Consider the following 14,283-nt stretch of genomic DNA (forward strand, 5'->3'; position numbering starts at 1 on the left):
ACCGTGACACCCGAACACCGCATTCCCACCCACGCGGTCTGCCTCGACCTGAGGTCCTCGGTCCCGGCGACCGCGGGACAGGACGCGTTGCACAGCGCCGTGGCCGACGCCCTGGACGAGCCGCAGGCCGGCGACGAGCGGCGCTTCCTCGTCATCGACGACGCGCCCGGTCTCATCACCCATCAGCTGCTCTACGAAGAGCTCTACTCGTACGGACCGGCCCAGGTGATCTGTCTGGCCGTCGGTCCGGGCGAGGAGCGGACCCTGCGGCGGCCGCTCACTCTGCGGCCGCCTGCCGCCGGTGTGCTGTGGCTCATCGACGTGTCCGGCGGGACCGGCACCCGAGGCAACGGCCGGAGTCCCGGAACGCACGGAGCCGACGAAGCCCTGCGCCCCCTTGTCGAACTCCTCGTCGTCCCTGCGGTCTTCGACGCCGTTCTGCGGGCGCTCGGGGATGTCGTCCACGGTGTCGCGGTCCCGGCCGTGCGGATCCTGGAACACGATCTGACGGATGACGCCAGGAGAAGGTCCTGGCGGCAGGCGTTGGAGAGTCTGGTCGGCCAGGAAGTCCCCGCCCCCGTCCTGGGCGACACTCTCCCCGCCGAACTGGCGCTCCTGCTCGGCGACTCCGTACCGCGGAACCTGGAGGGTCGTGCCTGGCTGCTGCCCGGCGGCCGGGCCGAGGCACGGCACCGGGAGTGCGGGGCGGCCCTGCGCCACGCGGTGGACGGCTATGAGCATGTACGGAGCTGGGCCGGGCTGTTCACGACGGCCGGGGAAGCCGACCTGCCGGGCCGCCTCGAACGCCTCTCGGCGGCACTGGCCGGTTACCAGGAGACGATTGCCGGGGCGCTCTCGGACGGCGGCGGAGTGCGGCTGGCCCCGGAGCAGCGCAGCCGGCTGGTGGAGCGCGGAATCGACCTGCCGGAGATCCCCGAGGTCTCCCGCAGCAGTGTCGGACCCGGTCTGCGCGGCTTCACGGAGAGCCTGATCGCCAAGCGGCTTCCGCTGCGTTCGGTCGCCGCGCGGCTCGCGGCACTGTCGGACCGGTCCGCTCCGGCCGGCAGCGCGGCCAGGCTCGCGCGGCTCGACGAGATCTGCGACCGGGACTATCTGACGCATCTGGCCTCGCCCGTACCCTTCACGGCGGGCGGCTCCGGGCGCATCGCGGCCGTAGTGGCCTTCCTGCTGGCGTTCGCCGCCGGCCTGTGGCCGGGACTCGGCTGGGTGCTGGGGCCGGCCACCGGGCCGGCCGGGGCGGCACTCGCCGTACTCATGGTGCGCCGCCGGCCCAGTCGTTCACCCGACGGCAGGCTCGACGGAGGGGGGAGCACGGGGGCGGCGCCCCGCCTGTTCGGCGGGCTGGCGGGCGGCGTGGCCGGGGCGGGAACCGGGCAGTTCCTCGGGCTTCCCTCGTGGGCCGGTGCGGCCTCCCTGGTGCTCTCGCTGGCCCTGTTGGTGCTGCTGGCGCTGCGCCACTGGAGCGCGGCCGTCGACTCCTGGTGGAGCCGGATGGACGCGGAGTTCGCCGCCCAGCTGGTGCGGGACGTCGATCAGCTGCTGATCGAAACGGCCGTCCACGACTGGCTGTTCGCGGATGCCCGCTACCACTGCTCGGACGGTGCCAGAGCTGTCTCTCTGTTGCTGCGGGGTCTCGCCGATACGGCGGAGCGGCACACTCCGGGCGGCTCGCAGCCGTCCGGAACGCGCCGCGAGGAAGCGCCGGGGGCCGGCCCGGTGCCGGTTCCGGAGCCTTCGGCAGAGGCGGAGCCGGTGGCCGAGCCCTGGAGCTGGGACAGCTGGGGGGACAGCGGCGCCGGTGACGGATGGCTCGACGCCGCGTCGGCGCCCGACCTGATGGGCGCACCGGAGCCGTCCGGCCGCCCTGTGGACCCTGTGGAACCCGCCGAATCCTTCGAGTCCTTCGAGTCCTTCGAGCACGCTCTCACGGCGGAGACGGCAGAGGCGCCGGCCGGCGAGGAGCAACCGGCCAACGACACCTGGCAGTTCGAGGCGGCCGCCGATCCGGCCTGGCTGGAACGGGAGCGCGGCGACGGCGGCCCCGCACTGGTCGACACGCTCGTCTCGGATCTCATGGACGGAGTGGCCCGCATCGTCGAGCCCTGCTGGGGAGCCGTCGAGCAGGACCCGTCGAGCGCGGGCCGGATGCAGCTGGACCGGCCGATGGACGAGCTGCTCGACGAGGTGCACGCACGGCTGCAGCGCGACGGAGCGGCCTCGCCGCCGCCGTTTGCCCCGCACCCCGAACGGCGCCCGGGCGCGGCCCAGTTGCTCGGCGTCTCCGCGGACCGGGTGGCCTGGCTCCTCGGGCCGGGCAGCGCGGGTGAGCATGCCGTGCCGCTGTGCGGCGCCGAGCACCGGCGGATGCTGTCCAAGGATCCGGTGGCGGTACGGCAGGTGCGGTTCGTGCCGGAGGCGATGCGCCGTGGCGCGGAGCAGGACGAGAACCAGGACAGCTGGCGCGGCGCGGCCGAGGACGTGGTGTGGACGGCGACCGGCCGGCACGCCGGGGTGCTGCGGCTCGTACCGCTGCGTGCCGAGACCGTCCGTACCGTCAGGGGAGAGGAGGGCGGTGCGCCGTGACCGAACCGGGAGGTGGCGCGTACTCCGCATCGGCGGAGTGGTCCGAGGTGCTGGAGTTCCTCACCCACAAGGAGGATCCCGTCGGGTTCGCGGCCCGGTTCGGGCCGGACCGGCGGCTGCCCGGGCGGCCGTCGCTGGTCGCCCGCAAGGTGACACTCGGCGCGGGCTGGCCGGTGCACCAGTACCGGCTGCCGGCGTCGGGCCAGGCGGATCCGCAGGCGTACGGCACGCTGGAGCGGGAAGTGGCCGCGGCCGTCGCCCTGGAGCGGAGGTACGGCTCCGAGCGGTACGGCGAAGTATTCACGCGGATGATCGGCTTCGATCTGGAGGCTCCCGAGCCCTTCATCCTCTACCGGATCCATGGCGGTGAGCCGATCAGTGCCCGGCGCGGCGCCCTGACCGTGGACGAGCAGCACCAGGTGCTCGCCCAACTCACCCTGGCGGTAAGGTTGCTGGAGGACGTGGGGCTCGTACACCGGGCCATCGCGCCGGAGACCGTCAGCTGGGACGGCACCCATGTGCGGCTCACCGAGCCGTACGGCGCGCTGCGCACCGGGGAGCCCAGGGGCGCGTTCGGTGCGGCGCCGTGGGCGTCGCCGGAGCAGCGCGAAGGCAGGGGAGGGGCCGATGCCAGGGACGATCTGTGGGCCGTCGCCCAGCTGATGTACTTCCTGCTCTCCGGACGGGCGGACCAGGGCACGGGCCCGCCTGCCGACCTCGCCGACTTCCGACGGCTGGCCGCGCTCGACCACGGCGGTGTGTTCGCTCCGCTGGCGGCCGACAGGCCCACACCGACGGAACTGATGCGGCTGCTCAATGTCACCGACCCGCTTGTCTCGGCACCCGGAGTCAACGATCCGCTCGGCCGGGCGCGTGCCGACTTCGACGCCCAACTCGCCCGCAAGAGACGAGAGCTGGGTCTCGACCGGCCGGTGGAGGAGGCGACCGCACCGACGCCCGGGCCCACTCGCCGCTCGCTGCGCTCCTTGCTGGGAGCCGTACCTCCGTCGAACGGGGCCGCCCCCCGATCCGTCGCAGAGCCCGCGCAGGAGCCGCCGGCGTCCCCACGCCCCCGGCTGTGCCCGCACTGCCTGCTCCCGGTCACCTTCGACGAGAGCATGCTTCTCACCATCTCCCCCAAGGGCGACCGCATTCCGCTCGACCTCAGTACGGAACACCGCCCCGCGCACCGGCAGGACGCGCTGCGCCAGGCGTTCCACCGCTGCCCGCACGCCGACGGGGACAGGTCGCACGAACTGCCCGTCCCGTATCTCACCAACGGTGAGCCTCTCTCCATCGCCCTGGTGGGCAGCTCGGCCGTGGGCAAGACGCATCTGCTGGCCGCGATGCTCGGCGAGATCGAGCAGGGTGGACTCGAGCCGTACGGACTCAAGTGCCTGCCGCTCAACCCGGCTTCGCACCGTACGTTCCTGCGGGAGCGGGTGCAGGGCCTGCAACAGGGGAAGCAGCTGGCCAGCACCGGCCAGCAGACCTTCGCGCGCTTCGCCGACGGTCTCCTGGTCTCCGGGCGCGGGCCGACCCGGCCGGTTGTCTTCTTCGACCTCGCAGGAGAGGACCTGGCGGAGGAAGGAGAGGTGACCGGGTTTCTGATGGGCGTCGGTGCCTTCATCTTCGTACTGGATCCGCTGCGCGCGCTGCGATTGCCGTTCCTCGACCCGGTGCGCGAGCGGAACAAGCTGCGCCGGCGCGATCTGGGCGACGAGGCGTTCACCACCGTCCTCAACCGGATACCGCGGCGCGGGCCGTACATCGACGCACCGGCGGCGGTCGCGGTGAACAAGAGTGACCTGGTGCGGTTCGACCCCTCCGTGGACCGCTGGCTGGGCCGCGCACTGCCGACGCGATTCGACGCGGACGCGGTGCGCGCGGAGAGCCGTGACGCCTATGCCTTCGTGTCGCACCACGCCAGCTCCGCCTGGCTGAAGCCGTTCGACGACTGTGCCCGCTGCACCCTGCACTTCGTCGCGGCGACCGGTGGCCAGGCGAGGGGCGACGAGTTTCCACACGGTGTCAGACCCCGCCGGGTGCTGGCGCCACTGCTGTCGATCTTTGCCATGTGCGGGCTTCTGCCGGGAGCGGAGCCGAGAGAGGTGGGCGCCTGATGGTCCGGCAAGAGGAGTCGGTGAACCAGATCGTCTTCCGCTGGGACGCCGACAACGCGTCGGGTACCACCGGCTTCGGTCCGGTGGCCTGGTCCTGCGGCCCGGAGCAGGCCGACGGTGTCTTCCGCAGCGCGGCCGCGCTGCTGCGGGCGACCGGCGAGGACACGGTGCCCGCGCTCGTCCGGCTGGAGCGCGACGGCAGCGCGCTGCTGCTGCACCGCACTCCCTGGCGCGATGCGGGCGGGAGTACGAGCACGGTCTGCCATGCGCTGCTCGGATCGTCCCAGGTACTGGATCCCGACACCTGTCTGGGGCTGCACGACTGGTCCTGGGAGGGCAGCGAACTGGCGCTGGGCGAGGTCCGCGGCGCTCTGGACCAGGTGCGCGAGGCGGCGCTGCTGCCCTCGGCCCTCGACGGGCAGCGACGGCTCGCGGCGACCCTGGCCGGAGTGGAGGAAGAGCTGACGGGCGCGGTCGCGGAGTTCCTGCGCCATCCCCGTCAGCGCTTCACTCTGCTGGACCGTCAGGGCGGGGACAGCGCCTGCCGGGTGCTCTGGGGCATGGCCGGCATCTTCAGCGGACTCGTCCCGCGAGGCTGGACGTTCGCGACGCACGACACCGCCGAAACGGCTGCGCTGCGCTTTGTATTCGTACGGAGCTGGCCGGGCTCAGCGGCTCAGGACACCCAGCGGCTGCGTACGGATCCGCGGGAGCGCTGCCGGGACCGCGCGGAGGAACTCGCGGCCGAGCTGGTCCGCCACCATCTGCGCGGGGTGGCGCAGGGGGACGGGCGGGAGTTCGAGGTGGACAGGACGCTGCGGACGGTTGCGACGCAGCGGGTGGGGAACGGCGTCGGCGGGCGGACGCTCCTGGACGCGGTGGAACGCGCGCTGTCGGCGCTGGACGGCGCCGAACGCGGGCACGGCGGCCGCCGGGCGGAGGAGCATCGTCCGCCGCCATGGGAGGAAGCGCCCGGCCGGGAGTTGCCGGCGCGTGAGCCTTACGACGGGCGGGAGTCGTCGACGCTGTCGACGCGGGACCCGTACGACGGGCGCGAGCCGCAGGCGCATTCGTATCACCAGCACCAGCCGCATGCGACGCACCAGCACCAGCCGCACACGCAGCAACACCACCAGCAGCTCCCGGCGCAGCCGCCGCATGCCGGCTCGCCCGCGGCCTCGCGCCCTGCCGAGTCCGAGGTCCGGGTCGTCCCGGCGGAGTGGAAGGCCCCGCAGGTGAGCCCGCGCCGGCTGCGCCGCTTGCGTCGGCTGCGCCGGCGCGGTCGGCGGCCGACGGTGGACTACCAGTACCTGCTGACCGTGCTCTCCGCCTTCCCCGAGCGTTACGCCGGCCCCCCGAGCGATGCCAGGGAGCTGGTGCGGAGCGCCGTGGACCGGGACTTGATTCGCGCGCTGCGGGCCGCCATCCACTACGAGGCGGTGACACTCCTGATGGCGGAGATCGCCGAGAGGTGGCCGTACTGGCACCAGAGCCTGCGGCGGGGACTGCGCGACACCGTCCTCGACCTGGATCTCTTCCTGACGGGTCAGTACGGTCCGGGCGGCGGTGGCGGTGGTCCCGGCGACGAGATCCGGGCCGCCAACGCCGCATCCCTCTACCGCTGGGTGGTACGCCCCCTGCTGGACGACCCACGGCCGAAGGACCGGTTGACCGAGCTGCTGCCACGGCTGAGCACCGGCTCCGACCGGGCCGGCCGGGCCGCGGTCCGGCAGATTGTGGCGGGCGAGCGCCCCGGACTGCCCGAAGCCGCATGGCTGGCACTGCTCAGGGCGGCACACGGAGGGTACGAGCCGAGTGTCGTCGTCGGCGCCCACGATGTACGGGCGACGCCGCGGAGCCTCCCGGATCAGCCGCCGCCGCCGCCGTCGTCGGCCGCCGCCGCGCGTGAGCCTGCCCGTTCTTCGGCACAGGACGGCCGTCTGGTCGTCCTCGTTCTCGGCGGCGTACTCGTGGCCGCTGTGGTTCTGATCGTGACGCTGATGAGCGTCACGTAGGCAAGTCAGGTCGTTCGCCGGGTGAACAGCGCTCCGCGCGGTGAGGATGGGGGCATGGGATTCCATGTCGACTCCGAGACCGGGCTGCTGCGCCAGGTCATACTGCACCGACCAGACCTGGAGCTGAAGCGCCTCACACCCAGTAACAAGGACGCCCTGCTCTTCGACGATGTGCTGTGGGTGCGCCGTGCCCGGCAGGAGCACGACGGGTTCGCGGACGTGCTGCGCGACCGCGGGGTGGAGGTGCACCTCTTCGGCGATCTTCTCCGCGAGTCGCTGGAGATCCCGGAGGCCAGAAAGCTCGTGCTGGACCGGGTCTTCGCCGAGAAGGAGTACGGTCCGCTCGCCACCAGCCACCTCAGAGCCGCTTTCGACGAGCTGTCCACGGCCGACCTGGTCGAGGCGCTGGTCGGCGGGATGACCAAGCGGGAGTTCCTCGCCGGTCATCCCGAGCCGACGTCCGTCCGCTTCCATGTGATGGATCTCGACGACTTTCTCCTCCGGCCCCTGCCGAACCATCTCTTCACCCGCGACACCTCCGCCTGGATCTACGACGGCGTCTCCATCAATGCCATGCGCTGGCCGGCCCGGCAGCGTGAGACCGTCCACTTCGAGGCGATCTACAAGCACCATCCGCTCTTCACCGGCCCGCGCGCGGGCGAGTTCCACCACTGGTCGGAGGGGCAGGACGACTACCCCTCCACCATCGAGGGCGGCGACGTCCTGGTCATCGGCAATGGCGCGGTACTGATCGGGATGAGTGAGCGGACCACGCCGCAGGCCGTGGAGATGCTGGCCCGCGGGCTGTTCGCGGCCGGTTCGGCCCGCACCATCGTGGCGCTGGACATGCCCAAGCGACGGGCTCTGATGCATCTCGACACCGTTATGACGATGGTCGACCGCGACACCTTCACCCAGTACGCGGGGCTCGGCATGCTCCGCTCGTACACCATCGAACCGGCCGAAGGCGCTCAAGGGCTCAGGGTCAGCGATCATCCGCCCGAGCACATGCACAGCGCGATCGCCGCCGCGCTGGGGCTCAAGGAGATCAGGGTCCTCACGCCGACCCAGGACGTCCACTCGGCGGAGCGCGAGCAGTGGGACGACGGCTGCAATGTCCTCGCCGTCGAGCCGGGTGTCGTCGTCGCGTACGAGCGCAATGTCACCACCAACACCCATCTGCGCAAGCAGGGCATCGAAGTGATCGAGATCCCCGGGAGTGAACTGGGCCGGGGCAGAGGAGGCCCCCGCTGTATGAGCTGTCCGGTCGAACGCGATTCCGTATAGCAATGCAGAGTGTCGTATACACTTCCATGGTCACGTCATCGCATTCGCGACCCAGGAGCAGCCACCATGGCGATACATCTCGAAGGCCGCCACTTCCTCAAGGAGCTGGACTTCACCGCCGACGAGTTCCGCGGCCTGATCGGTCTGGCCGCCGAACTCAAGGCGGCCAAGCGTGCGGGCACCGAGGTCCAGCGGCTGCGCGGCAAGAACATCGCGCTGATCTTCGAGAAGTCGTCGACCCGTACGCGCTGCTCCTTCGAGGTCGCGGCCGCGGACCAGGGCGCATCGACGACGTACATCGACCCGGCAGGCTCGCACATCGGCAGCAAGGAGTCCGCCAAGGACACCGCGCGGGTGCTCGGCCGGATGTTCGACGCCATTGAGTTCCGCGGTGATGGGCAGGCCACTGTCGAGGAGCTCGCGGCGTTCGCCGGGGTCCCGGTCTACAACGGCCTCACCGACAACTGGCACCCCACCCAGATGCTCGCCGATGTGCTCACCATGACCGAGCACAGCGACAAGCCGCTCGAGCGGATCGCCTTCGCCTACCTCGGCGACGCCCGCTTCAACATGGGCAACTCCTACCTGGTCACGGGCGCTCTGCTGGGCATGGACGTACGGATCGTCGCGCCGAAGTCGTACTGGCCGGCCGAGGACGTCGTCACCAGGGCCCGCGAGGCCGCCGAGGTCAGCGGCGCGCGGATCACCCTCACCGAGGACATCGCCGAGGGTGTCGCCGGCGCGGACTTCGTCGCCACCGACGTCTGGGTCTCGATGGGCGAGCCCAAGGAGATCTGGGACGAGCGCATCGAGGCGCTCGGTCCGTACGCCGTGACCATGGATGTCCTGCGCGCCACCGGCAACGCGGACGTGAAGTTCTTGCACTGCCTGCCCGCCTTCCACGACCTGGGCACGAAGGTCGGCCGGGAGATCCATGAGAGCCATGGACTGACCGAGCTCGAAGTCACCGACGAGGTCTTCGAATCGGAGCACTCGGTCGTCTTCGACGAGGCGGAGAACCGTATGCACACGATCAAGGCGATCATGGTCGCCACCCTCGGCGACGCCGGATAGTCATACGCGCGGTGGCGCGGACCGGTTCCGGGCCGGATCCCGGCCGGTTCCGGGCCGGTCGGCTCGGAACCGGCTCTTGCGGAGCCGGTCGGCGGTGATCTCCCTGCGCCGCCGCTACCCCGGATGTCCGCCGCCACGGCAGGGTGACGCGGGCGCGGGCCCCGGTCTCAGGTCACGCTGGTTCAGGGCACGCATCAGCTCCGAAGAGCCGCTGAAGATCTGCCCCCGGTCGGTCTTCCGCGATGATCCTCGCGTCCCGTGGGACGGCCTGTGCGGCCGATCATCGAGGCCTCAGTGAGTGGAGGCCGGGGGCATGCAACCGGTCTCGGGGTAGTGGCCGTTGGCGTCGGCCCACACGCGGTCTTTGCTGACGGCTCCAGTGACGCAGGCGGTCTTGCCGATCCAGATGCCGTAAGTGCTGCCTTCGGCCTTGTCCATCCCGGTGCCGATCACCAGCGCTTCCACGGAGAGGTGGGCGGGGGCGGCGAGCTGTGCGAGTGCGGGCCGTACCTCTGCAGGACTGATCCTGCCCCGTCGGCGCAGATCGTCGAGGGCCCGTCCGACCTCAGTGGCCTTCTGCCCGGCTCGCTTCTCGTCCTGCAGACTCATCTCGCCGGGCTGCCGTACCCGGTTGTTGTCGGCGTAGTTCGGTGGTGCGTCGGACCGTGGCGCGTCCGGCCCGGAGGTACTGGTGTCGTGCGAGCTGGATGAGTTGGTGCCATTGAGGTTGGAGAACACGTCGTCCGCGCTCTTCCCGCAGCTGGTCAGAGTAAGGACGGCGGCTGCGGCGGCGATGGTGACGGCAGTGTGTTTCCGCGTAGGCATGATCCGATGCTCTCTGCGGGGTGCTTGAGGTTCATGAGTACCGGTACTCATCTTTGGTTACTCATCCTCGGTCCGTCGGTGGGCGCGGACCTGAAGGGGTCCGCGCCCTCGGACGTTCCTGGCCGTCCCTCCGCTGACACAGCCCGACTCTTATCGCGTTCTCATGACGGAAGTCACGTATAGATGATAGCTTCGTAAGGCAGGTAATAGTCGGCCCGCTGAGGGAGGCCGCTTTCATGAGCCCCTTTTCCAGCTCTGCGCCCCGCACCGAGCAATGGCGCCACATCAGGCTGACCAGGCAGGACGGTGTCGCCACCGTCACGCTCGACCGGCCCGAGAAGCTCAACGCGCTCACTTTCGGTGCGTACGCCGACCTGCGCGACCTGCTCGCCGAGCTGTCCCGGGAGCGGTCCGTGCGGGCGCTGGTCCTCGGCGGAGAGGGGCGCGGCTTCTGTTCCGGCGGCGACGTCGACGACATCATCGGCGCCACGCTCGCCATGGACACCGCCCAGCTGCTCGACTTCAACCGGATGACCGGGCAGGTCGTACGGGCGCTGCGGGAATGCCCCTTCCCGGTGATCGCCGCGGTGCACGGTGTCGCGGCCGGAGCCGGTGCGGTGCTGGCGCTGGCGGCGGACTTCCGTATCGCGGACCCCTCGGCCCGGTTCGCGTTCCTCTTCACCAAGGTGGGGCTCTCGGGCGGCGACATGGGCGCGGCGTATCTGCTGCCGCGGGTCGTCGGGCTGGGACACGCCACCCGGCTGCTGATGCTCGGCGAACCGGTCCGCGCGCCGGAGGCCGAACGGATCGGCCTGATCAGCGAGTTGACGGACGAGGGCGAGGCGGACACCCGGGCGGCCGCGCTGGCCCGCCGACTGGCGGAGGGCCCGGCGCTGGCATACGCCCAGACCAAGGCACTGCTCACCGCCGAGCTCGACATGCCGCTCGCGGCCTCGGTCGAGCTGGACGCGGCGACGCAGGCGCTGCTGATGAACGGCGAGGACTACGCGGAGTTCCACGCGGCATTCACGGAGAAGCGCGCGCCGAAGTGGCAGGGACGCTGACGATGCCCCGGCCGACCGAAAGCACCGCGACGAGCCCGCCCCCTGCCGCGCCGCCCGAGTCGACCCGGGCCTCCGTTTCACCGGCCGAGCAGGAGGTCCGGGTCCGGACGCCGGCGCGACCCGGCCGTGCCCTGCGTGTCGCCGTGATCGGTGGCGGGCCCGGGGGGCTGTACGCCGCCGTGTTGCTCAAGCGGCTCGATCCCGCGCGGGAGATCACCGTCTGGGAGCGGAACGGCCCCGAGGACACCTTCGGATTCGGTGTCGTCCTCTCCGACGAGACCCTCGGCGGGATCGAGCACGCCGACCCCGCCGTCTACCGCGCGCTCCAGGACGAGTTCGTACGCTGGGACGACATCGACATCGTCCACCGCGGCCGGACCCTCACCTCCGGCGGACACGGCTTCGCCGCGCTCGGCCGGCGCAGGCTGCTGGAGATCCTGCACCAGCGCTGCGCCGATCTCGGCGTACGGCTCCGTTTCCGCACCCCCGCCCCGCCCGCAGCCGAGCTCGCCGAGGCGTACGACCTCGTCATCGCCGCCGACGGCCTGCACAGCCTCACCCGAGAGGCGCACGCCGACTCCTTCGCGCCGCGCATCACCTCCCACCGGTGCCGCTACATCTGGCTCGCCGCCGACTTCGCCTTCGACGCCTTCCGCTTCGAGATCGCCGAGACCGAGCACGGGGTGATGCAGCTCCACGGCTACCCCTTCGCCCGCCCGTCTCCCGGCGACCACCCCTCAACGAGGTCCTCCGGGCCGCAGAACCAATTCGGCACCAGCACCGTCATCATCGAGATGCGCGAGGAGGTCTGGCGGGCGGCCGGCCTCGACACCTGCGACGAGGCGCAGTCCACGGACCAGTGCGCGAAGATTTTCGCCGACGCCCTCGGCGGCCGCCCCCTCCGCGCCAACAACTCCGCCTGGATCGCCTTCCGTACCGTCGTCAACGACCGCTGGTCCCACGGCAATACGGTGCTGCTCGGCGACGCCGCCCACACCGCCCACTTCTCCATCGGCTCCGGCACCAAGCTCGCCGTCGAGGACGCGCTCGCGCTCGCCGCCTGCATCGAGGAGCAGCCGACCCTCGGCCAGGCCCTCGCCGCGTACGAGACCGAACGTCGCCCGGTCGTCGAGTCCACCCAGCGCGCGGCCGCCGCCAGCCTCCGCTGGTTCGAGGAGCTCGCCACCTACCTCGACCAGCCGCCCCGGCAGTTCGCCTTCAACCTGCTCACCCGCAGCCGCCGTGTCACCCACGACAATCTGCGGCTGCGCGATGCGGCCTTCACCGACTCCGTCGAGCGCGACTTCGGCTGCCCGCCGGGCACACCCCCGATGTTCACGCCGCTCCGGCTGCGCGGACTGACCCTGCGCAACCGCGTAGTCGTCTCACCCATGGACATGTACAGCGCCGCCGACGGCATCCCGGGCGACTTCCATCTCGTCCACCTCGGCGCACGCGCCCTCGGTGGAGCGGGCCTCGTCATGACCGAGATGGTCTGTGTCAGCGCCGAGGGCCGGATCACCCCCGGCTGCACAGGCCTCTACACCGACGAACAGGGCGCAGCCTGGCGCCGTGTCACCGACTTCGTGCACCACCACTCGCCCGGCACGGCGATCGGCGTCCAGCTCGGCCATTCCGGCCGCAAGGGCTCCACCAAGCTCATGTGGGAAGGCATCGACCAGCCGCTCGACCGGGGCAACTGGCCGCTCTCCGCCGCCTCCGCGCTGCCGTACCGGACCGGGGTCAACCAGGTCCCGCACGCCCTGGACCGGGCCGGACTGAACGACATCCGTGAGCAGTTCGCCGCCGCCACCCGACGCGCCGTCCGCAGCGGCTTCGACCTCCTCGAACTCCACTGCGCCCACGGCTACTTGCTGTCCGGTTTTCTCTCTCCGCTCACCAACCGGCGGACCGACTCCTACGGCGGCTCCCTGGACAACCGCCTCCGCTTCCCCCTCGAAGTCTTCGCCATGATGCGCGACATCTGGCCCGACGACCGGCCCATGACCGTCCGTATCTCCGCGACCGACTGGGCACAGGGCGGCACCACCGCCGATGACGCGGTCGGGATCTCCCGCGCCTTCGCCGCCCACGGCGCCGACGCGATCGACGTCTCCACGGGACAGGTCGTCCCGGACGAGCAGCCCGAGTACGGCCGCTCGTACCAGACTCCGTACGCCGACCGGATCCGCAACAGCCTCGGCATTCCCGTCATCGCCGTCGGTGCGATCTCCTCCTGGGACGACGTCAACTCGCTCCTGCTGGCGGGCCGCGCCGACCTCTGCGCGCTGGCCAGGCCGCATCTCTACGACCCCCACTGGACGCTGCACGCGGCGGCCGACCAGGACTACGCGGGCCAGGGCGCGCCCTGGCCGCTCCCGTACCGGGCGGGCAGCCGCAAACCCCCGACCGGCCGCACGGACGCACCGAAACCGAGGCTCACCCTGGGCTGAGGCAGACGTAGCGGCACGGCACCGGGGTCACGGTTGCACGAACGCCGCGCCCGCGTCCCGCAGCAGCGCGTGCAGCCGGGCGAAGACCTCCGCCGATCGTCCGCCCGGCCAGCCCTGCGGCAGCAGCTCGACCGGCAGGCCCGGATCCACGTACGGCAGCCGCCGCCAGGAGTCCAGCGCCGACAGATAGTCCCGGTACGCGTCCTGGGCAGGCACCTCGTCGCGCGCCTCCCACGCCCGCAGCACCGGCCCGTGCAGATCCAGGAACTCCTCGTGCTGCTTGGCGATCGCCGCCAGATCCCACCAGCGCGCCACCGCCTCCGCCGTGGGCGCGAAGCCGAGGTGCTCGCCGCGGAACAGCTCGACATACGGGTCGAGCTGGAGCCGCCGCAGCGTGTGCCGGGTCTCCTCGTACAGCCGCGCCGGCGCGATCCAGACACCGGGCGCCGCCGACCCGAAGCCGAGCCGGGCCAGCCGGGAACGCAGCAGATGGCGCTTGTGGCGCTCGGCCTCCGGCACCGAGAAGACGGCGAGCACCCAGCCGTCGGACAGCGAGGGGGAGTGCCGGGTGTAGATACGCCGGTCCCCGTCGTCGAGCAGCTGGCGCGCATCCGCCGAGAGCGCGTAACCGGCGGCCCCGTCCGCGGTGCGCTCGGGGATCAGCAGACCGCGGCGTTTGAGCCGGGAGACCGAGGAACGTACCGACGGGGCGTCGACGTCGAGGACCGCCAGCAGACGGATGAGTTCGGCCACGGGGAGAGGCCCCGACCGTTCGCGTCCGTACGCGCCGTACAGGGTGACGATCAGGGAGCGGGGGGTGTGCTGCTCGGCCACGTGA

The 14,283-nt window shown here is 71.4% G+C and carries 9 protein-coding genes; 7 read left to right on the forward strand and 2 right to left on the reverse strand.

The genetic code is table 11. The features are described from left to right. The first annotated feature begins 3 nt into the window (after positions 1–3). The 5 genes from ACFYXH_RS36810 (at position 4) to argF (ending at position 9,103) form a co-directional block, all read left to right on the forward strand. Positions 4–2,604 carry a hypothetical protein gene (locus tag ACFYXH_RS36810; RefSeq protein WP_389572643.1) on the forward strand — a complete coding sequence of 867 codons (2,601 nt, stop codon included), beginning with the start codon at positions 4–6 and terminating at the stop codon, positions 2,602–2,604. After that, positions 2,601–4,727, forward strand: coding sequence for a hypothetical protein (locus ACFYXH_RS36815; protein WP_389572646.1), 2,127 nt, complete (start codon positions 2,601–2,603; stop codon positions 4,725–4,727). The genes ACFYXH_RS36810 and ACFYXH_RS36815 overlap by 4 nt, the downstream gene beginning before the upstream one ends. Then, a complete protein-coding gene (locus ACFYXH_RS36820; protein ID WP_389572649.1) occupies positions 4,727–6,742 on the forward strand; it encodes a hypothetical protein in 2,016 nt (671 codons plus the stop codon). The genes ACFYXH_RS36815 and ACFYXH_RS36820 overlap by 1 nt, the downstream gene beginning before the upstream one ends. Before the next feature lie 54 nt (positions 6,743–6,796). Further along, positions 6,797–8,029 (forward strand): arginine deiminase, encoded by a 1,233-nt coding sequence (locus ACFYXH_RS36825; RefSeq protein WP_389572651.1) that lies wholly within the window; start codon positions 6,797–6,799, stop codon positions 8,027–8,029. A 66-nt stretch (positions 8,030–8,095) separates the two neighbouring features. Beyond that, on the forward strand, positions 8,096–9,103 hold the full coding sequence (gene argF / locus ACFYXH_RS36830) for an ornithine carbamoyltransferase (protein ID WP_389572654.1): 1,008 nt from the start codon (positions 8,096–8,098) through the stop codon (positions 9,101–9,103). A 291-nt stretch (positions 9,104–9,394) separates the two neighbouring features. On the opposite strand, the gene ACFYXH_RS36835 is transcribed toward argF, so the two are convergent. Next, entirely contained in the window at positions 9,395–9,928 is a 534-nt protein-coding gene (locus ACFYXH_RS36835) for a hypothetical protein (RefSeq protein WP_389572657.1), read from the reverse strand. 236 nt (positions 9,929–10,164) lie between these two features. Between ACFYXH_RS36835 and ACFYXH_RS36840 the strand changes: the two genes are divergently transcribed. Both ACFYXH_RS36840 and ACFYXH_RS36845 read left to right on the forward strand, forming a co-directional pair. Beyond that, the gene (locus tag ACFYXH_RS36840; protein ID WP_389572659.1) at positions 10,165–10,992 is read left to right on the forward strand and encodes an enoyl-CoA hydratase family protein; all 828 of its coding nucleotides are present in this window, start codon (positions 10,165–10,167) and stop codon (positions 10,990–10,992) included. Positions 10,993–10,994: 2 nt separating this feature from the next. Continuing rightward, positions 10,995–13,445 (forward strand): bifunctional salicylyl-CoA 5-hydroxylase/oxidoreductase, encoded by a 2,451-nt coding sequence (locus tag ACFYXH_RS36845; protein ID WP_389572662.1) that lies wholly within the window; start codon positions 10,995–10,997, stop codon positions 13,443–13,445. Between the two features lie 27 nt (positions 13,446–13,472). On the opposite strand, the gene ACFYXH_RS36850 is transcribed toward ACFYXH_RS36845, so the two are convergent. Next, on the reverse strand, positions 13,473–14,279 hold the full coding sequence (locus tag ACFYXH_RS36850; protein WP_389572664.1) for a PaaX family transcriptional regulator C-terminal domain-containing protein: 807 nt from the start codon (positions 14,277–14,279) through the stop codon (positions 13,473–13,475). Positions 14,280–14,283: the final 4 nt, after the last annotated feature.

Origin of the sequence: Streptomyces sp. NPDC002730 (genome assembly GCF_042888805.1) — a bacterium.
In the GTDB taxonomy this organism is placed as follows: domain Bacteria; phylum Actinomycetota; class Actinomycetes; order Streptomycetales; family Streptomycetaceae; genus Streptomyces.